At 74.6% G+C, this 19,433-nt stretch carries 16 protein-coding genes; all 16 read left to right on the top strand.

Annotated features, from left to right (window positions below; genetic code table 11):
• The first annotated feature begins 4 nt into the window (after nucleotides 1-4).
• From ACULK2_RS04585 to ACULK2_RS04510, 16 genes are read left to right on the top strand one after another with little or no spacing between them, the layout of a single operon-like run.
• Complete coding sequence (locus ACULK2_RS04585; RefSeq protein WP_445968748.1) at nucleotides 5-739, top strand: hypothetical protein; 735 nt, start codon at nucleotides 5-7, stop codon at nucleotides 737-739.
• On the top strand, nucleotides 736-1,536 hold the full coding sequence (locus ACULK2_RS04580) for a hypothetical protein (protein ID WP_501044964.1): 801 nt from the start codon (nucleotides 736-738) through the stop codon (nucleotides 1,534-1,536). The genes ACULK2_RS04585 and ACULK2_RS04580 overlap by 4 nt, the downstream gene beginning before the upstream one ends.
• Nucleotides 1,533-2,849, top strand: coding sequence for a Pvc16 family protein (locus ACULK2_RS04575; protein WP_445968750.1), 1,317 nt, complete (start codon nucleotides 1,533-1,535; stop codon nucleotides 2,847-2,849). Before ACULK2_RS04580 ends, ACULK2_RS04575 begins: the two co-directional genes overlap by 4 nt.
• Nucleotides 2,846-4,717: an ATP-binding protein gene (locus ACULK2_RS04570; RefSeq protein WP_445968751.1), complete on the top strand. Its 1,872-nt coding sequence runs from the start codon at nucleotides 2,846-2,848 to the stop codon at nucleotides 4,715-4,717. The genes ACULK2_RS04575 and ACULK2_RS04570 overlap by 4 nt, the downstream gene beginning before the upstream one ends.
• Entirely contained in the window at nucleotides 4,714-4,956 is a 243-nt protein-coding gene (locus ACULK2_RS04565; RefSeq protein WP_445968752.1) for a hypothetical protein, read from the top strand. The genes ACULK2_RS04570 and ACULK2_RS04565 overlap by 4 nt, the downstream gene beginning before the upstream one ends.
• Nucleotides 4,953-8,153 carry an eCIS core domain-containing protein gene (locus ACULK2_RS04560; protein WP_445968753.1) on the top strand — a complete coding sequence of 1,067 codons (3,201 nt, stop codon included), beginning with the start codon at nucleotides 4,953-4,955 and terminating at the stop codon, nucleotides 8,151-8,153. Before ACULK2_RS04565 ends, ACULK2_RS04560 begins: the two co-directional genes overlap by 4 nt.
• Nucleotides 8,150-8,683, top strand: a complete 534-nt coding sequence (locus ACULK2_RS04555) for a hypothetical protein (RefSeq protein WP_445968754.1) — start codon at nucleotides 8,150-8,152, stop codon at nucleotides 8,681-8,683. Before ACULK2_RS04560 ends, ACULK2_RS04555 begins: the two co-directional genes overlap by 4 nt.
• Nucleotides 8,680-9,324, top strand: a complete 645-nt coding sequence (locus tag ACULK2_RS04550) for a hypothetical protein (protein ID WP_445968755.1) — start codon at nucleotides 8,680-8,682, stop codon at nucleotides 9,322-9,324. The genes ACULK2_RS04555 and ACULK2_RS04550 overlap by 4 nt, the downstream gene beginning before the upstream one ends.
• A gap of 1 nt (nucleotide 9,325) precedes the next feature.
• Nucleotides 9,326-9,703, top strand: coding sequence for a hypothetical protein (locus ACULK2_RS04545; protein WP_445968756.1), 378 nt, complete (start codon nucleotides 9,326-9,328; stop codon nucleotides 9,701-9,703).
• The gene (locus tag ACULK2_RS04540) at nucleotides 9,696-10,835 is read left to right on the top strand and encodes a hypothetical protein (protein WP_445968757.1); all 1,140 of its coding nucleotides are present in this window, start codon (nucleotides 9,696-9,698) and stop codon (nucleotides 10,833-10,835) included. The genes ACULK2_RS04545 and ACULK2_RS04540 overlap by 8 nt, the downstream gene beginning before the upstream one ends.
• Nucleotides 10,832-11,359, top strand: coding sequence for a phage baseplate assembly protein V (locus ACULK2_RS04535; protein ID WP_445968758.1), 528 nt, complete (start codon nucleotides 10,832-10,834; stop codon nucleotides 11,357-11,359). The genes ACULK2_RS04540 and ACULK2_RS04535 overlap by 4 nt, the downstream gene beginning before the upstream one ends.
• Before the next feature lie 10 nt (nucleotides 11,360-11,369).
• Nucleotides 11,370-11,687, top strand: a complete 318-nt coding sequence (locus ACULK2_RS04530) for a hypothetical protein (RefSeq protein WP_445968759.1) — start codon at nucleotides 11,370-11,372, stop codon at nucleotides 11,685-11,687.
• The gene (locus tag ACULK2_RS04525; protein ID WP_445968760.1) at nucleotides 11,684-12,058 is read left to right on the top strand and encodes a GPW/gp25 family protein; all 375 of its coding nucleotides are present in this window, start codon (nucleotides 11,684-11,686) and stop codon (nucleotides 12,056-12,058) included. Before ACULK2_RS04530 ends, ACULK2_RS04525 begins: the two co-directional genes overlap by 4 nt.
• Nucleotides 12,055-14,760 carry a putative baseplate assembly protein gene (locus tag ACULK2_RS04520; protein ID WP_445968761.1) on the top strand — a complete coding sequence of 902 codons (2,706 nt, stop codon included), beginning with the start codon at nucleotides 12,055-12,057 and terminating at the stop codon, nucleotides 14,758-14,760. Before ACULK2_RS04525 ends, ACULK2_RS04520 begins: the two co-directional genes overlap by 4 nt.
• Complete coding sequence (locus ACULK2_RS04515) at nucleotides 14,757-17,255, top strand: putative baseplate assembly protein (RefSeq protein ID WP_445968762.1); 2,499 nt, start codon at nucleotides 14,757-14,759, stop codon at nucleotides 17,253-17,255. Before ACULK2_RS04520 ends, ACULK2_RS04515 begins: the two co-directional genes overlap by 4 nt.
• Nucleotides 17,252-19,417: a right-handed parallel beta-helix repeat-containing protein gene (locus ACULK2_RS04510; protein WP_445968763.1), complete on the top strand. Its 2,166-nt coding sequence runs from the start codon at nucleotides 17,252-17,254 to the stop codon at nucleotides 19,415-19,417. The genes ACULK2_RS04515 and ACULK2_RS04510 overlap by 4 nt, the downstream gene beginning before the upstream one ends.
• Nucleotides 19,418-19,433 lie beyond the last annotated feature (16 nt).

Genomic DNA, 19,433 nt, shown 5'->3' with positions numbered 1-19,433 from the left:
GACGGTGGTCGAGGCGGTCGCACCCGTGCGAGCCGGCATGCTCCTCGACCTCGCGGACCGAGCGTCCCGCGAGTCGCCGATCGAACGCGCGCTCTCGGTCGCCGGCGCGACCGGCGCGGACGTGCGAACGCTCCGCGACGCGCCGCTCGGACGACTGAACGCCGCGATGATCGCCTTCCACACGGCCCTGACCGGTCGACGCCTGGAATCCGTCGTCGCCTGCCCCTCGTGTTCCGCGGTCGTCGAGTTCGAGCTCGACGCAGACGAGCTGCGAGCGCTCGACCCGGGCAGCGACGGGCCGGACGGCGTCTTCGACGACGACGGCTACCGCGTGCGCTGGCGCGCGCCCACCGCCGCGGACCTGGCGGCCGTGGCCGACGAGCGCGATGCGGCGTCCGCGCTGCTCGACCGCTGCGCGGAGGCGACGATCGACGAGCATCCGGTCGACATCGCAGAGGTGCCCGGGGCGATCGTCGACCGGATCGAGTCGGAGCTGGCCGCGGCCGACCCGCTCGCCGAGGTGTCCGTCGGCCTGGCGTGTCCCGAGTGCGGCACGGCGTTCGACGCCGACCTCGACCCGGTGGGGTTCGTGTGGACCGAGGTCGAGACCGAGGCGCGGCGCGTGCTCGTCGAGGTCGACGTGCTCGCGCGGGCGTACGGCTGGACCGAGCCGGAGGTGCTCGCCCTGCCCGAGGCCCGCCGGCGCGCCTACCTCGACATCATCCGGGAGACGGGATGAGCGGATACCTCGCACGCCTCGCCGCCCGTGCCGGGGGCCTGCCCGCTGCCGTCGCACCCCGGTCGCCCGCGCGGTTCGAGCCGGTGGACGACCCCGGCCCCACGGCGCAGTCGCACGCGCAGGGGGTCGCCCCGGTGCCACCGGCCGGCGCCGACCACGACGGGCTCGGCTCGCGCCGACATCCCCGGCACCCCCGCGGCGCCGAGCGAACCGGGCGGGCCGAGCCATCCGTCGCCTTCGAGCCATCCGTCGCCTCCGAGCCGTCCGGCGCCCTCGGGACATCCGACCCCCGCGAGCCCGCAGCGCACGCGGCCGCCGCACGCGCGGGACGGAGCGTCGCCGACGAACGGTCGCCCCTCGCGCCGCATCCGGCGCCCCGCGCCCGCCGCGCAGCGGCCGACCCGTCGATGGACGCGACGGCCTCGTCGGCGCTCGCGGCGTCGTCCCCCGCGCACGTCGGTTCCCCGACCGCGCACCGGACCACGACGTCGCCCGCCCCGGCGCCACCGCCTTCGAGCCGCGACCCGCACGCCGATCGTGCGCCCGCTCCGCCCCGTCGCGCCGCCGCCTCGCCGAGACCGCGACCGGTGCCGGCCACGGAGGGGCCGAGCGCCGCCGAGGTGACGGCTCGCGACCGGGCCGAGCGCGTTGCCCGACCCGACGTCGTGCACGTCACGATCGATCGGGTCGAGATCCGCGCGACCCTCGCCCCGCCGGCGCCGGCCGCACCGGACGCGGCGGCGGTGCGTGAGCCGCCGGTCCCGCTGCACGACTACCTGGCGGGGCGATCGCGGTGAGCAGCGCACTCGCGATCGGGGCGGTGAGCGCGGTGCTGCGGAACCTGCTCGACAACGGCATGGTCGACGTCGGCCCCGCGGTCGGGACGGTGAAGGTCACCGCCGTCGCCCCCGACACGATCAAGCTCGACGACCCCGACTTCGGACCGAGCCTGAACCTGTTCCTGCACCGGGTGACCCCGAACCCGGGCCTGCGCAACGCCGCGCTGCCCGAGTTCGATCCCGGCGGCGCACGCAGGTCGAACCCGCCGCTCGCGCTCGACCTGCACTACCTGCTCACCGCGTACGGCTCCGCGGACTTCCAGGCCGAGATCCTGCTCGGCTACGCGATGAGCCTCCTGCACGGACGACCGGTCCTCGACCGCGCTGCCATCCGGACCGCGCTCGAACCCAGTCCGCTCGGGGCCGGCATCCTCCCGCCCGCGTACCAGGCGCTCGCGGCATCCGATCTCGCCGACCAGGTGGAAGCCGTCACGGTCACGCTCGAACCCATCGACAGCGAGGAGATGTCTCGGCTGTGGTCGGCGATCCAGGCCCACTACCGGCCGTCCGTCGGCTACGTGATCACGGTCGTGCTCATCGAGGCCGCCAAGCCCGTGCGCAGCGCCCTGCCGGTGCTCAGCCGCGGCGCGCCCGACGAGGACACCGGCGACGAGCCGGGCGTGTTCGTGCATCCCGACCTGCTGCCGCCCGTGCCGACGGCCTTCCGTGTCGCGCCCCCGGAGCACCAGCCGGCCGTCCGCCTCGGCGAGACCGTGCGCATCGAGGGGGCGCACCTCGACGGCAGCGCCGTCGCGGTGCGATTCGCCCACCCGCTGCTCGAGGATCCGATCGTCGTCGACGTGGGCGTGAACGAGGAGCCCTCGGTCGTCGAGGTCGACCTGCCGTCGGATGCCGCGGCGCAGGCGGCCTGGCCGGCCGGCGTCTGGACGGCGCGCGTGACGCTCGCCCCGCCCGGCGACCCGGTGGTCCGCGAGACGAACCCGGCGGCCTTCGTGCTCGCGCCGGAACCCGTGCTCGCGCCCGCGCCGGTGATCGTGCGCGACGCCGGAACCGGCGCCGTGACCGTCACCCTCCAGTCGCGGCCGCAGGTGCGTCCGACGCAACGCGCCGTCCTCGCGCTGGACGGCGACGCCGCCATCGCCGAACCGCGGACTGCGGCGACCGACCCGCTCGTGTTCGCCTTCGGACCGGTGCCCGACGGCGAGCGCCGGGTGCGCCTGACCGTGGACGGCGCCGAGAGCCTGCTCGTCGACCGGTCCACCTCGCCGCCCGGCTTCGATCCGACCCAGGTCGTGGAGGTGCCGGCGTGACCGCAGCCGAATCCCGCGCCCGCGCGGCGACGACCCCGGCCGAGGCCGCTCGCCCCGCGCTCGTCGCCGAGCTCGCGCGCATCGCGCTGCTCGTCGCCGAAGGCCCGACCGTCGACGTCCCGCGGCCTGGCGGGACCGCCGCTCCCCTCGCCGACCTCGTGCACCGCCTCGGCCTGTCGCCCTTCGAGCGCGACGTGCTCATGCTCGCGGCGTCCGTCGAGCTCGATTCCGGCATCGCGGCCGCGGTCGCCGCGGAGCAGGGGGGCTCGCCGGTGCCGACGTTCGGGCTCGCGCTCTCGAGGCTGCCCGACCCGCACTGGGACGCCCTCTCGCCCGATCGTCCGCTCCGCCGTCGCCGACTCGTTCGGCTCGGGCACGGCGACCTCGTCGCGTCGCGACCCCTGCACGTCGACGAGCCGGTGCTGCACCGGCTGACCGGCCTCGGCGGCGGACGACTCGACGGACTCGTCGACGACCCCGTCGCCGGCGAGCTCACCGCATCGCAGGCCGCCATCGCCGCCGAACTCGTCACCGCGGTCCGCGCGATCGAGGGCCGGGTGCTCGTGCAGCTCTCCGGGGCCGATGCCGAGACCCGCGCCGGCGTCACCGCGCGACTCGCGGCCGGCCTCGGGGGCGGGGTCCTCGCGGTCCGGGACGGCGCGATCGGAGGCCGCGACCTCGCGGACGCCGCAGCGGTGCTCGACCGGGAGGCGATCCTCGACGGCAGGCTCGTCGCGACCTCCCACGAGGGTCTGCTCGACCTGCTCGACGTCGAGGTGGCCGTGACGTCGGCCGGGTCGGAGTCCGCCGGCCGGACGACGGTCGACCGCGTGATCTCGCTGCCGACCCGCGCCGAGGAGGCCGAACTCTGGCGCGCGGCGCTCGACGGCGCACCCGAGACCGTGGTCGCCGAACGCGAGCTCGCGCAGCACTTCCGGCTTCCGGCGCGTGCCGTGGCCGCGGTCGCGGCCGAATGGCGGGCGCTGCCCGCACCCGACGCCGACGCGCTCGGCCGCCTGGTGCGCGAGCGTGCCCGGGTCGGATTCGGCGCGCTCGCGCACCGGATCGAGCCGAAGGCGACCTGGCACGACCTCGTGCTCCCGCCGGGCCAGCTCGACCTGCTGCACGACATCGAGCGGCACGTGCGCCACCGCGCCGTCGTGCTCGACGACTGGGGCTTCGCCTCGACCTCGGACCGCGGGCTCGGCGTCACCGCACTCTTCGCGGGTGAGAGCGGAACCGGCAAGACCATGGCGGCGGAGGTGCTGGCCGGCTCGCTCGGCCTCGACCTGTACCGGGTCGACCTGTCGGCGCTCGTGAGCAAGTACATCGGCGAGACCGAGAAGCACCTCGGCGCCGTGTTCGACGGGGCCGAGGCATCCGGCGCGGTCCTGCTCTTCGACGAGGCCGACGCGCTCTTCGGGAAGCGGAGCGACGTCAAGGACAGCCACGACCGGTACGCGAACCTCGAGGTCGCGTACCTGCTCCAGCGCATGGAGTCGTACCGGGGCCTGGCGATCCTCACCACGAACCTCCGCGCGCACGTCGATCGCGCGTTCCTTCGCCGCATCCGCTTCGTCGTGCAGTTCCCGTTCCCCGATGAGGCGGCGCGCGCCGACATCTGGCGCCGGGTGTTCCCCGGAGCCGCGCCGCTCGACGGGGTCGATCCCGCGATGCTCGCGCGGATGCAGCTGAGCGGCGGCTCGATCCGCCAGGTCGCGATCGCCGCGGCGTTCGCTGCCGCCGACGACGGCGCCGGGATCGGCCCGGCCCACCTCCTGCGGGCCGCACGACACGAGGCGGCGAAGTCGGAACGTTCGCTCACCGACGCGGAGGTCTCCGGGCTCAGAAGGGACGCCGACGCATGACCCGTCTCGAGATCCACGTCGAGCGCCTCGTGCTGCGGGGCGTGCCGGAGGAGTACGCGATCGGACTGGGCGCGCGGATCGAGCGACGCCTGACCGAGCTCATCGAGGCCGGGCCCGGTGGCGAGCCGAGGCCGGACCGGCCCGGTCGTGCCCCCGCGGCCGGGGATCCCGACGCCCTCGCCGACCTGGTCGCAGAACGCATCCGGGCCGCGAGCCGGGAAGGGGGGATGCCGTGGTGACGCGCACGAGCATCCCGCGCCGGCCCGTGGCGCGGACCGTGTCGACCCGGCACGATCCGGCCGAGCGGGAGGCCGACCGCGCCGCCGACGTCGTCGCTCGCGGCGGCAGCGTGACCGGATGGACGTTCGCGCCCGTCGCGCCCGAGGCATCCGTGCACCGTGAGGAGAAGGCCGGCGCCCCGAAGTCCGACGAGGAGAAGGCCGGGGAGGCGGTCGGGAAGACCGTCGAGGCGCTGCTCGAGACGAAGCCGGGCAAGGCGGTGCAGGAGAAGATCAAGAGCACGCCCGGGCTGCGCGAACCCGCGGCGGCGGGCCTGCTGCTCGCCGGCAAGGACGTGCCGCTGCCGATCCCGGGCCTGCCCGACGGGCTCGGCGTGTCGGTGCGCGCCGAGGGCCTCACCGAGGGCGCCCCGTCGTACGTCGGCGCGTCGCTCACCTTCACCGAGCCCACCCGGAAGAAGACGGGCCCGAGCGACCGGGAGAAGTACGCGGCCGAGACCGCGAAGCTCCGTGCGCGGTTGCGGCTCGGCCTGCCGAAGACCAAGGACGACGCCGACAGTGAGGCGGCGATCGCGTACGTCGTCGCGCAGCAGTCGGCCCGGTTCGGCAGGACCACGCTCGTCCCGCTGCTTCCGGGAGCCGAGCCGAAGACCGTCGACGCGCCGAAGCGGGAGGCTCCGATCAAGCCCTCCGACGAGGAGCGGAAGAAGCCGGAGGACGCCCCGGTGCAGCGGGAGCCCGCGAGCACCGCGGAGGCCGCCTCGACGCCGTCCGTGACGGCGGAGGCGCGCACGGCGAAGGCGGATGGCACCGGGGCCGACCGCATCGGGGCCGACCGCACCGGCACCGACCGTGTCGACGCGGCCGTGCGCGGCGGTGGCCGGCCGCTCGACCCAGCGCTCCGCCACTCGATGGAGGCCCGGTTCGGTCACGACTTCTCGGCGGTGCGCCTGCACGACGACGCGGGCGCGGCGAGCGCCGCAGGCAGCGTCGCCGCCTCGGCGTTCACGGTCGGCGAGCACGTCGTGTTCGGCACCGGGGGCTACGCCCCGAACACGCCGGCCGGCCGCAGGCTGCTCGCCCACGAGCTCGCGCACGTCGTGCAGCAGCGCGGCGGCGCCTCGCCGCGCACGACCGGGGCGCCGGCGCGGATGCAGCGTCGGGGGTTCGGCGAGTGGCTCGGCATCTTCTTCGGCACCTCCGAGGGGAACTGGACCGATCGGGAGCTCCGGTCCTACCTCGATCAGCTCACGCGCACGAAGCGGATCGACGGCGGCTTCGACGCCGACAACAAGGCCCGGGCGATCGTGCGGAAGTGGACGGCCGGGGCGCCCGGTTGGCAGCTCAGCGGCGCGCAGAAGTCGCTGCTCGTCTCGGAGATGCTCGACGGACCGACGCTCGACGCCGACGAGCGGGCCATCCTCGACGTGCTCGAACGATCGGATGCCGGCGACCTGCGCACCATCTTCCGGAAGCCCGCCGAGCGCTACGCCGAGATCGAGTCGAACCTGCACGGCGACGAGGACGCACGGTGGGACGCCTTCGTCGCCGCTCGGTTCTTCGGCGGCGCGGCGGCGTTGAAGCGCGGCGTGCTCTCGGTGAAGGGCCCGCCGGTCCCCGCGGGGGCGCCCGCCTTCGCGTTCGACGAGCGCTCCCTCGACGCGCGCGTGCGCGACCGGCGGACGACCTCCACCGACGTCGTCGCGATCGTCGAACGCCTCGCTCCGTCGGACCGCAGTCGGGCGGTGGACGCCCTGACCGAACGGATCTGGCCCGCCGTGACCGAGGAGCACGGCCAGGTCGAGCGGTCCGTGGCCGAGGCGACCGGGACGCGCAAGGAGGAGCTGGAGCGCCGGCAGCGCCGGCTCGCCGCCGTCATCCGGAAGCTCAACGTGGTCATGGGGCACTTCCTCGCCGAGGAGCTGCCGATGACCGAGGCGGACCTGCGCCACACGAAGGCCCTCACCGCGGAGCGGGGTGCGGCCGCGGAGGCGGCGCTGGCACCGCAACACCGCGAGCCGCTCGCCGAGGACCGGAAGCCGACGCCGAAGAAGAGGAAGGTCGAGAAGACGCCCGGTACGACGGACCCGAGTCCTGCGGCGGCGAAGCCCGGGACGAAACCCGCCACGACGGTCGACCCGTTCGCCGAGGAGGAGACCGGGCCCGAGCGGACCGAGGCCGACGTGAAGGCCGAGGAGCTCCGGAAGTTCGGGCCGGCGAGCCGTTACCGGAAGGACGTCGAGTCGACGTTGCTCACGGTCATCGACGAGCGGTACCGGAGCGCGGCGAGCCAGGGCGGCCGGGTGGAGAGCTCGAAGCTCGAGCCGCTCGCGGAGGTCGCCAAGCGCGAGGTCGACGACGTGTTCGGGGCGTACTACCACGCGGGCGACCACGACCTCACGTTCGGGACCGAGGACGAACCGGGGAACATCCACTCCTGGTACGAGACCCACGATCGCGAACTCCGCGCCATGAAGAAACCGGAGCAGCTCCGCCGTGCTGCGATCGCCCGCATCATGTACTACTTCCAGAGCGATCGCCGGCTCAGGGGCCGGAACGCCAAGCACGGGGCGTCCCCCGAGTTCGACAAGGCCGACGCCCCGAAGAACGAGGCCGCCCGCACACTGGTGCTCGTCGCGGAGGCGGTCACGAAGCCCGGGCCGACGGCGAAGGGCCTCGACCGCCCGACGTCGGTGGTCGACAAGCTGAACGCGACCTACCGCGCGTGGGGCGGCGTTCGGCGCGGCGACGAGGTGTTCGTCGACCTCTACCTGACCGGCGACGCCGACGAGGATCGTCTCGAACTCTGGGACACGCTGCGCACCTTCGTGCACGAGTACCTCCACACGCTCCGCGACGACGACTACACCGACTACGCGAGGACCTTCGGGCGCAAGTCCCCGCAGTACAACACGCTGATCGAGGGGGTCGACGACGTGTTCACGGGCATGGTGTGGTCCCGTATCGCGGCGAAGGCGACCGATCCCGGGCTGCGAGCGAAGGTCGAGGGGACGGCGTACGCGGGGCTGCCGCCGATCGACCTCCCGGATGCGCCCCACTACGCCTCGATCGAGGAGGCCCACCGCCTCATCGGCGTGGCGGGGCTGCCGAACGTCCTCGCCGCCTACTTCCTCGGGTTGGTCGACCGGATCCGCGGCCCCGAGGAGAAGCCGGTCGGCACGAAGGGAGCGAAATGAGCGACGTCGGACTCCGCGCCTTCCTCACCGACGCCGACGTGTCGGGGTGGACGGGCCTGCCCGGGCTCTCCGCAGCCGCGGCGACCGGCGTGTTCGGCGTCGACCCGACGGGCGCCCGTCTCCGCCGCGGCGAACTCGGCGACCCGCCGCGGCATTCGCGCTGGATCGCCGCGCCCACCCGGCGGTTCGCGGGCGGGGTGCGTCTCTGGCTCGACCCCGACGACATGGATGCTCGGCGCATCGTGCTCGTGCAGGCACTCGCCCCGCAAGGCGACGACGGATGGCTCGCCGCGCCCGACCTCGGCGAACCCGGACTGCTCCTGCCCGCGGTGCTGGGACCGCTCGTGCTCGACGACGGCGAGCGCGTCTACGCCGACCGCGGCCTCGCCGTGCGGGTGAACCCCGAGAACGGACTGCTGCTCGAGCTGATCGGCTTCGCACCGACGACCGCGGAGGACTATCGCAGCCGGCTGCGTCCGGCACTGCCGCAGGAGACGCCGCTGCCCGCACCGCAGGGAGGCATCGCATGATCTCGCCACGACTCGTCAAGGGCGGCATCGTCACCGTCGATCCGCAGAGCGGACGGACGCTGCGCACGATCGCGCTGCAGTACAACCCCGACTCGGTCAAGCGCGAGGTGCAGGTGCGGGCGGCGAGCGAGCCCGGCGGCGACCGGAGCCAGGCGCTCCGCATCACGGGCGCCGCCGCCGAGACGATCACCGTGGAAGCCGAGATCGACGCGACGGACCGGCTCGAGTTCCCGGCCGAGCACCGCACGGTCGTCGAGCACGGCATCCACCCGGATCTCGCGGCCCTCGAGACGCTCGTGCAGCCGACCAGCGAGGCCCTGCAGGCCAACGACGCGCTCGCCAGGTCGGGCGTCCTCGAGGTCCTGCCCATCGAGGCGCCGCTGACGGTCTTCGTCTGGGGCCCGGACCGCGTGGTGCCGGTCCGGATCACGACGCTCTCCATCACCGAGGACGCGTTCGACGCCAACCTGAACCCGATCAGGGCGACCGTGTCGCTCGGCATGCGGGTGCTCACCGTCGACGACCTCGGATTCGACCATCGCGGCGGCAGCCTGTTCATGGCGCACCTGCGCTCGCGCGAGGCCCTCGCCGCCACCTCGGGATCGGTGCCGCTGTCCATGCTCGGGATCCGGGAGGTGTGAGGTGGCCGGCGATCCGCTCCAGGCCCTGCTCTCGGCCGGCGCCGTGCCCTCGGTGTCGTTCCCTCCGACGAGCCGGTACGCCGACGTCGGCGTCGCCCACCACGTGCCGTCCGGTGCGCCGGGCGAGCCGGCCGTCCCGATCGCGTTCCTGCGGCGACGGCTCGTGCCGCGGCCGGAGCGGTTCAGCACCCTCTACGAGGTCCGCTGCGTGGAGGGCGACCGGCGCGACCTGCTCGCGGCGCGCCACCTCGGCGACGTCGACCTCTGGTGGCGGCTCGCCGACGCGAACGGGGTCGTCGACCCGGTCGGCATGACCGAACCGCCCGGCCGCGCCATCCGCGTGACCCTGCCCGTCGACGTCCGGGGCGGCGATGCCTGACCTGCCACCGCAGCCCGTGCGGCTGCAGCTCTACGCGGGACCGGCGATCGCGGTCCCCGCGCCGAGGGTCGTCGTCGAGGCCCTGCGGGAGGTGACCGTCGAGAGCGGATCCGGCGACACGCAGAGCGGGTTCGAGCTCGTGTTCGACGTGCCGAAGAAGTCGCCGCTGACCACCCTCTTCCTGCTGACCGGGGGCGCATCCGTGCCGCTGCTGCGCATCGTGATCGCGGTGACGGTCGGCGGGACGACCGAGGTGCTCGCCGACGGCGTGATGACCCATCACGAGATCCAGGTCGACGGCGCGACGGCGACGCTCCGCGTCAAGGGCAAGGACCTCACCGCCGTCATGGACGTCTTCCAGCTCGACGGCATCCCGTACCCCGCCATGCCGTCGTCCATCCGGGTCCTCGCGATCATCGCCAAGTACGCCGCGCTGGGCGTGATCCCCGTCGTCATCCCGGCCATCGTCGAGGACCTTCCGGTGCCCGTCGAGCGCATCCCCCGCCAGCAGGGCACCGACTACGCGTACGTGAAGTCGCTCGCGGAGCAGGCCGGGTACGTGTTCCACCTCGACCCCGGCCCGGTGCCGGGCACGAGCCGCGCCTACTGGGGGCCGGAGATCCGGGTGGGCGCCCCGCAGCCGGCGCTGAACGCCGGCCTCGACGGCCCGCACGACAATGCGATCTCCATGAGCTTCCGCTTCGACAAGGAGCGGAAGGAGGTGCCGGTCGTCGTGATCCAGGAGCCGTACAGCAAGGCGCCGATCCCCATCCCCATCCCCGACGTCACGCCCCTGAATCCCCCGCTCGGCCTCGTCCCGCCGCTTCCGCCGAAGGTGACGATCCTCTCCGACACCACCCGGCTGGGCGTGCCCGCCGCCCTCATGCGCGGCATCGCGTACGCCGCCGCGCACTCGGACTCGGTCTTCGCCGACGGCCAGCTCGATGTCGCCCGGTACGGGCGGGTGCTGCGCTCGCGTGCGCTCGTCGGCGTGCGTGGTGCGGGCGACCCGTTCAACGGCCTCTACTACGTCACCACCGTGACGCACCGCATCCGACGCGGTTCGTACACGCAGTCCTTCGGGCTGGCCCGCAACGCCCTCCTCTCGACCGTCCCGGTGGTACCGACATGAGCGATCTCGACACCCGCAACGCCGTCCAGCGCTACTACGGCAAGTACCGCGGCACCTGCGTGAACAACGTCGACCCGATGCAGATGGGCCGCATCCAGGCGGTCGTGCCGTCGATCGGCCTGCCTCCGTCGTCGTGGGCGATGCCGTGCCTGCCGGTGACCGGAACGCAGAACGGCGTCTTCACGGTGCCGCCGGTCGGGGCCGGCGTGTGGATCGAGTTCGAGGAGGGCGATCCCGACTCGCCGATCTGGGTCGGCGGGTTCTACTCGGCGGCGGATGTCCCGGCGATGGCCCGCACCGTGCCGCCGGGGCTGTCCGGCTTCACGTTCCAGACCACCGGGCTGAACAGCATCACGATCTCGGATGCGCCGGGTCCGGCCGGCGGCATCCTGATGAAGACCACGACGGGCGCGATGATCTCGGTGAGCTCGACGGGGATCCTCATCAGCAACGGACAGGGGGCCGTGATCAACCTGATCGGCCCGAGCGTCGACATCAACGCCGGCGCGCTGACGGTGATCTAGGGAGGCGCGGATGCCCGGACCGATCGTGAACGCCGCCGCGGTGGTGATGTGCAGCCACGCCGGCATCGCCACGCCCCTCGCCCCGTTCCCGCGCGTGCTCGTGTCGGGCTCGGCGGTCGTCACGCTGGCGACGCCGTACGCCGTCGCGGGATGTGCGCTCACCGGCACCGGATCGCCGCCGTGCGCGACCGGCCAGTGGGTGGTCGGAGCGACCCGGGTCCTCGCGGGCGGCACTCCCGTGGCGCTGCAGACGGGGACGTCGATCGCGATGCCGACGGGATCCCCGATGACCGCGGTCGCGGTCCAGCCGAGGGCGAGCGCGACATGACCGGCACCGTGGACTTCCCGTGGTCGCTCGACGGCAGCGGCCGCACGCGGGCGACCGACCACGACGAGCATGTGCGGGACCTCATCGAGCAGGTCCTCCTCACCTCGCCCGGCGAACGCGTGATGCGCCCTGAGTTCGGCGCCGGACTGCTCGCGATGGTGTTCGAGCCGGGTGGCCCCGAGGCAGCGGCAGCCTCGCAATTCCTCGTCAGGGCGGCGCTCGAGCGGGAGCTGTCGGAGGCGATCGCCGTCGAGTCGGTGGTCGTCGAGGCCCGCGATGCCGCGCTCGTCGCGACGATCGCGTACGCGGTCCGGCGGACCGGCGCGCACCAGGTCGCATCGTTCCGGACCCCGGCGGGGGTGTCGCCATGACCTGCTACGCATGCCCCGACCGGCATCGGCTGCTCACCGTGCAGCTCGCCGGGGCGGCCAACGGCATCGAGTACCTCGAGGTGCGCGACCACGACGAGGTCGTCGAGTCGCTCCGCCAGCGCACGCTGTACGTCCGGCTCCTGCTGCCGGTCCCGGCCGCCGTGTCCGCGTCCTGGGTCGTGATCGACGGCGGCGAACGCATCCGCACGGTCGGCGTCGAATGGGCGCGCCCGGCGACCGACCTCTCCGCCGCCGAGGCGGCCGACCTGCTCGGCGGGTTCGACGACCCGGCGACACTCCTGGTCGTGCGCACCGCCGCCCGCGGGGACTTCTCGCGCTACCGCTTCGCTCTGGTCGCTCCGGGCACCGACCAGCCGCCGGCCGGGTTCGATCCGCTGCTCGCCGAGGTCTCGTTCTCGTTCAAGGTCGAGTGTCCGAGCGACTTCGACTGCCTCCAGCCGTGCACGTGCCCGCCGGGCGTCCACCACCCGCCGCCGATCGACTACCTGGCGAAGGACTACCCCGGGTTCCGGCGTGTGATGCTCGAGCGGATGTCGCTGCTCGCGCCCGGCTGGACCGAGCGCAGTTCCGCCGATGCCGGCGTCGCGCTCGTCGAGCTGCTCGCCTACGCGGCCGACGAGCTGTCGTACCGACAGGACGCGGTCGCCACCGAGGCGTACCTCGGCACGGCCCGCAGTCGGGTCTCGCTGCGACGGCACGCGCGCCTCGTCGACTACCGCATGCACGACGGCGCGAACGCGCGCGTCTGGGCGCGCCTGCACGTCGCGGAGAACGCCACCGCCGTCGAGCTGCCGGCGGGCACCGGACTCCTGACCGCCGTGCCGGGCGTGCCCTCGCGTGTCGAGCCGGGTTCGCGCGAGCACGAGGCCGCACTCGCAGGCGGCGCCGTCGTGTTCGCGACCGTCGAGGCGGCGCGGCTGGATCACCGGCTCGACGAGCTCCGGTTCTGGACGTGGGGTCGCACGGACGCCGCCCTCCCGGCGGGAGCGACGAGCGCGACGTTGCGCGGCCACCACGAGGCGCTTCGCGCGGGCGAGGTGCTCGTGCTCGGTGAGACGATCTCGCCGGTGACCTCGGAGCCGGAGGACGCCGACCCGTCCCGCCGCTTCGCGGTCCGGTTGGTCGAGGTGCGCCGATCCACCGACCCTGCCGGCCACCTCTTCCCACCGGACGGCGTCGACGAGGTCACCGAGATCCGCTGGCACCCGGAGGACGCGCTGCCCCGCTCGCTGTGCCTCGCCGACGCCGGGCTCGAGACCGCTCGGGCGTGGGGGAACATCGTGCTCGCCGACCACGGAGGCGTCGTGACCGACGAGCCGCTCGGCACGGTCCCCGACTCGAGGCTCGCGCGGGCGGCAGCCGGCTGCGACGACGACCCCGTGCCGATCCCCGCGCGGTTCCGCCCCGCCCTCGCGAGCGCCCCGCTCACCATGGCGGTCGCCCGCCCGCGCGACGTGCTCGTCACGGCCGCGCTCACCGCCGCACTCGACGCGGAGCTGCAGGCCGGCGCGGCAGGCGATGCGCTGCAGGGCCTCTTCGCCGCGGCCGACGTGGCGAGCATCCCGGACGGCGCGCCCGTGACCGGCGAGGGCCGGCTGCACGCCGTGAGCTCGGGCGGGCGCGCGTGGCTCCTGCGGGAGGACCCGCCGGGCACGCTCGAGGTGCTGGAGGAGGCCGGCTCCGCGACCTCCGCCGTCGCCGCGGACCCGCGTCAGGCGTCGCCCGCGCTCATGCTCTCGGGAGCCGAACCCGGCGGGGCGCACGAGTGGACGGCTCGCGGCGACCTGCTCTCGAGCGACGGCGCGGACCGCGCGGTCGTCGTCGAGGCGGAGCACGACGGCACGGCGTACCTGCGGTTCGGGGACGACGAGCACGGGATGCGCCCGGCGCCGGGCACGTCGTTCACCGCGACGTACCGGGTGGGCAACGGCGTCGCCGGCAACATCGGGCGCGATGGGCTCGGGCACGTCGTGACGGCGGTCGAGGAGATCGCCGGCGTCTCGAATCCGCTTCCGGCGCGAGGCGGCGTGGAACCGGAGTCGGGCGAGCAGGTCCGGCGCGACGCGCCCGCGACGCTCGCCCGGCAGGAGCGCGCGGTCACCGAGGCCGACTACGCGGAGAAGTCGGGCGAGGCGCCCGGGGTGTCCAGGGCCGCCGCGACGTTCCGCTGGACCGGGTCGTGGCACACCGTGTTCGTCACCGCCGACCGGGTCGGCGGCGGCGCGGTCGACGACGAGTTCGAGGCCGCACTGCGCGGCAGGCTCGAGCGGTACCGGATGGCGGGCTACGACCTCGAGGTCGACGGACCGCGCTTCGTTCCGCTCGAGGTCGCCCTGCACGTCTGCGTCGAGCGGGAGCACCACCGGTCGGCGGTCGCGCGGGACCTCCGGTCGGCACTTTCGGACGAGGTGCTGCCCGACGGGCGGACCGGGCTCTTCCACCCGGACCGGTTCACGTTCGGCCAGCCCGTGTACCTCTCGTCGGTGCTCGCGGCCGCGCACGCCGTCGCGGGCGTCGAGTCGGTCGAGGTGCTGGCGTTCCAGCGCCAGCGCCGGCCCGAGACGAGCGCGATCGGCACGGGGGTGCTCACGATGGGCCGACTCGAGATCGCGCGACTCGACGACGATCCGAACTTCCCCGAGCGCGGCGTGCTCGAGCTGAGCTTCGGAGGCGGCTCGTGACCTCGTCGGCCTGCACCTGCGCCGCCTGCCGAGCTGCGGCGGGAACGCCGCGACCGGTCGCCAACCGGCCCGGACTGCCGTCGATCGCGTACCGGTCCGGCACGCACGGCGACGTCCTCGACGCGATGGTCGCGAGCCTCTCCTCGTCGGAGCGCCACGCGCTGCAGCGCCTGCGCACGCGCGACGCCGACGATCCGTCGATCGCGCTGCTCGACGCGTTCGCCGTCGCGTGCGACATCCTGACCTTCTACACCGAGCGCCTCGCCAACGAGGCCTACCTCGGCACGGCGGTCGAGCGCGCGTCGCTGCAGGAGCTCGGCGCGCTCGTGGCGTATCGGCTCGGCCGCGGCGCCGCCGCGGAGACGTGGCTCGCCTTCTCCCTCGAGCGGCCCCCCGCCCCGCCGCCCGCCGGGATGGACGACCCCGGCGTGGTCCCGCCGGCCGTGCCGCAGCGGCTCGAGCTGCCCGTCGGCCTCCGGGTGAAGAGCGTGCCCGGGCCGGGCGAGGCACCCCAGACCTTCGAGACCGTGGAGGCGATCGATGCGCGGCCGGAGTGGAACGCGCTGCCGGTCGTGCGCACCGCGCCCTGGCCCGTGGACCCGACCCCGACCGACGCCTGGATCGAGGGCACGGGGCACGCGATCGCGCGCGGCGACGTCATCCTCATCACCGGCGGCGAGCTCGGCAGCGAGTGGGACATCCGGACCCTCGTCGAGGTCACGACGGACGACGCGGCAGGGCGCACCCGCCTCGCCTGGGCCGAACCCGTCGGCGCGGCGGTGCCGCCGTTCCTGCCCATCGACGACCTCGAGCTGCACGTGTTCCGGAAGCGGCTCGCCGTGTTCGGGCACAACGCGCCGATGTGGCGGACCATGAGCGACGAGTTCCAGAACGCCTACGAGGCGGATTCGGCCGACGATCCGGAGTGGCCCGACTTCGACGCGGTCGCGGTCTCGGGATCGACGACGACCGTCGACGTCGACGGCGCGCACCCCGACGTCGTCACGGACCGCTGGCTGGTGCTCGACAGCGCGGCGACGAACGGACGTTTCCGGGTCACCGGCCGGCGCGAGGAGTCGCACGCGGAGTTCGGGATCTCGGGGACCGTCACGCGCCTGACGCTCGCGGGACCGGACTCGGGCGGGTTCGGCACGCCGCGCCAGGTGAAGGTGCTCGCGGTGCCGGAACGCCTCGACCTCGCCGAGGTGCCCGACGACTCGCTCCTGGCCGGCACGACGCTCGTCGTCGACGGCGACGCATCGGGCATGGTCGCCGGGCGCACCGTCGTGCTCGCGGGCACCGATTCCGACGGCGAGCCCGTCGCCGAGGCCCTCGAGGTCGACTCGGCCGCCCCCCTCGCCGACGGGCGCACGACCATCGCGTTCACGACCGCGCCGCAGCATCCGCCGACGCGCGCGACCGCGGTCGTCTTCGGGAACGTCGCCCGTGCGACCCACGGCGAGACCGTCGCCCAGCTCCTCGGGTCCGGCGACGCGCGGGTGCCCTTCGCCGCGTTCCCGCTGTCGCAGGGCCCCCTCACGTTCGTGCCGGCCGACGACCCGCGAGGCGTCGCCTCGACGCTCGAGGTCCGGGTCGACGACGTGCGCTGGCGCGAGGTGCCGACGACCGCGATCTCCGGCCCCGACGAGCGCGTGTACTCGACGAGGGACGATCCGGGCGGCGGCCTGAGCGTGGTGTTCGGCGACGGCGCGCACGGCGCGCGCCCGCCGAGCGGCTCCAACAACCTCCGGGCGCGCTACCGCGTCGGCGCGGGCGCGGCCGGGAACCTCGACCGCGACACCCTGAGCCAGGCGATCGACCGGCCGCTCGGCCTGAAGGGCGTCACGAACCCGTCGCCGGCGACCGGCGGCGTCGACCCCGAGGACGGCACGCACGCGCGCCGGTCGATCCCGATCCCGGTGCGGACCCTCGGCCGCGCCGTCTCGCTCCGCGACTACGCCGACTTCGCGCTCGCGTACACGGGCATCGGCCGGGCCGAGGCGACGGTGCTCTCGGTGCGCGACGCGCCGATGATCGTCGTGACGGTCGCGGACGAGCACGGCGAGGCGCCGCCGGAATCGACCGTCGAACGCCTCGTCGACGAACTCCGCCGCCAGGGCGATCCGCGCGTGCGCGTCGCGGTCGTCCCGTGCCGGCCAGCGCCCTTCCGGCTCGCGCTGAAGGTCGCGACCGATCCGGACCGGGAGGCGGAGCGCGTCCTCGCCGACGTCGAGACGGCGCTCCGCGCGGCCTACGCTGCTCCCGCCGGCGACCTCGGCGGCGCCGTGCACGCCTCCGAGGTGGTCGCGACCGCGGCCTCCGTGGTCGGCGTCGTCGGCATCGACCTCGACCGCCTGTACCGGGGCTTCCCGTTCCCGCCGCGACGCGAGCGACTCGTGGCCGCGCCCGCGACGATGGCCGGTTCGGTGCCGCTCGGCGCCGAGCTGCTCGCGCTCTCGACCGATCCCCTCGACTGGCTGCTGGAGCTGTCATGACCGAACCCGAGCCCGGCACGACCGCCGCACGCCTGTGGGGCCTGCTCCCTGCGGTGTACCGGCTGCGCGATGCGGAGACCGGCGGCGTGCTCGCCGAACTCCTCGACGTGTTCGGCGACCAGCTCGACGTCCTCGCCGAGGAGCTCGCCCAGCTCTACGACGACCAGTTCGTCGAGACGGCCGCACCGTGGGCCGCGCCGTACCTCGGCGAGCTCGTGGGGTACCGGGTCATCCACGGCGTCGCGCCCGAGGTGGCGTCGCCGCGCGCCGAGGTCGCGAACACGGTCGCCTACCGCCGGCGCAAGGGCACGGCCGCGGTCGTCGAGCAGTTGGCTCGGGATGTCACGGGCTGGCCGGCTCGCGTCGTGGAGTCGTTCGAACGGCTCGCGACCACGCAGTACGCCGGCCACGTCCGGCCGCACGCGCTCGCGACTCCCGACCTGCGGGACCACGAGGCGGTCAGGTGGGTGGCCACCATGGGCGGCGGGTTCGACGACCTCGCGCACACGGGTGACGTGCTGCCGATCGCCGCGGACGGTCGCCGACGGCGCGGACGCCACGGCATCCGGAAGGTTCCCGTCTTCCTCTGGCGCACCGAGGCCGTACCCGTCGACCGCTCGCCGCTGGTCCCCCACTCCGCAGACGGCCGGCGATTCCGGTTCGACCCCCTCGGCACCGACATGCAGCTGTTCGCGCTGCCCCGCATCGAGTCCGAGCTCGAGCACCTCGCCGAACCGCCCGACGTGCCGCGACCGCTCGGCCGGCGCTGGGCGGCGGAGCACGTTGCCGCCGTGTACGGCGCCTCGACGGCGCGGGCGCGCCGGTCCGTCCGGATCGACCGGCTGTCGCCGGGCGGCGAACCCGAGCCGGTTCCGGTCGCCGAGGTGCGGATCGCCGACCTCGCCGACCTCCCGGGCGGGGGCGGCGCGTGGGCCCACGAACCCGATCCGGGCACCGTCGCGATCGACCCGGTGCTCGGGCGCGTGTTCCTCGGCGACGCCGTCGCCGCCGGCGATCGGCTGCTCGGCTCGTTCGCGCTCGGCATGGCGGTTCCGGTCGGCGCCGGCAACACCCGGCCCGGAGGCGATCCGGCGCCGCAGCCCGCGACGGACGCCTCGGGCGGCGAGACCCTCCAGCCGCTGCTCGACGCCGCATCGACGGGCGGCACCGTGCGCATCGTCGACTCCGACCGGTACGCGGGCGCGCTCACCCTGACGACCGTCGCCGGTCCCGCCGAGGACCCGGAGGTCGAGGTCCGCCTCGCGGCGGGCGAGCACGAGCGGCCGACGCTCGTCGTCGACGAGGTCCGCCTCGAGATGGAACCGGCCACGCGCGTCGTCCTCGACGGCCTGCTCGTCGCCGGCGGTGCCGTCGTGCTCGACGAGGCGGTCGACGCGCCCGGCCGGCGCGAGATCGTCATCCGGGATTCGACCCTCGTGCCCGGGCACACGCGCACGACCGACGGGCGACCGGCCGAGCCGACCCGGGCGAGCCTCGTCGTGCTCGATCCGCGCGCGGTGGTCCGCATCGAGCGGAGCGTCGTCGGCCCCGTCGTCGCGGTCGAGGGCTCGATCGTCGAGGTCGTCGACTCGATCGTCGATGCGTCGACGCGCACCGCCGTCGCGATCGCGGGGCGCGGCGGCCCCTCGCCGCGAACCGTGACCGGACCCTCCGACCTCGAGGTCGGCGACGGCACGGTGGCCGCGGGCGACCTCGACCTCCGCGAGTCGACCGTCGTCGGCGGCATCCGCTGCCTGCGCCTGGACGCCTCGAACTGCCTGCTCGTCGCTGCGCTCGCCCCGGGCGATCCACGGCCGAACGCGATCCACGCCGAGCGGCGGCAGGCCGGTTGCGTGCGCTACTCGTACCTGCCCGAGGCCTCCCGCACGGGCCGCCGGTTCCACTGCGCCCCGGACCCGGACGACCCTGCCGGCGTGCGCCTCGCCACCCGTCCGCGCTTCACCTCGATGCGGTACGGCGACCCCGCCTACCTCCGCCTGCACGAGGGCACGCCCGACCGGATCCGGCTCGGCGCCGACGACGAGAGCGAGATGGGCGCGACGCACCGGCTGTACTCGCCGCAACGCGAGTCGAACCTGCGGATCCGGCTCGACGAGTACCTCCGGTTCGGCCTCGCCGCCGACCGGTTCTTCGCGACATGAACGACAGCACCTCCAT

Source organism: Agromyces molybdatiresistens (assembly GCF_052748445.2).
Note: the sequence above shows the minus strand (reverse complement) of the source record. Positions and strands in the feature narration are given on the sequence as shown.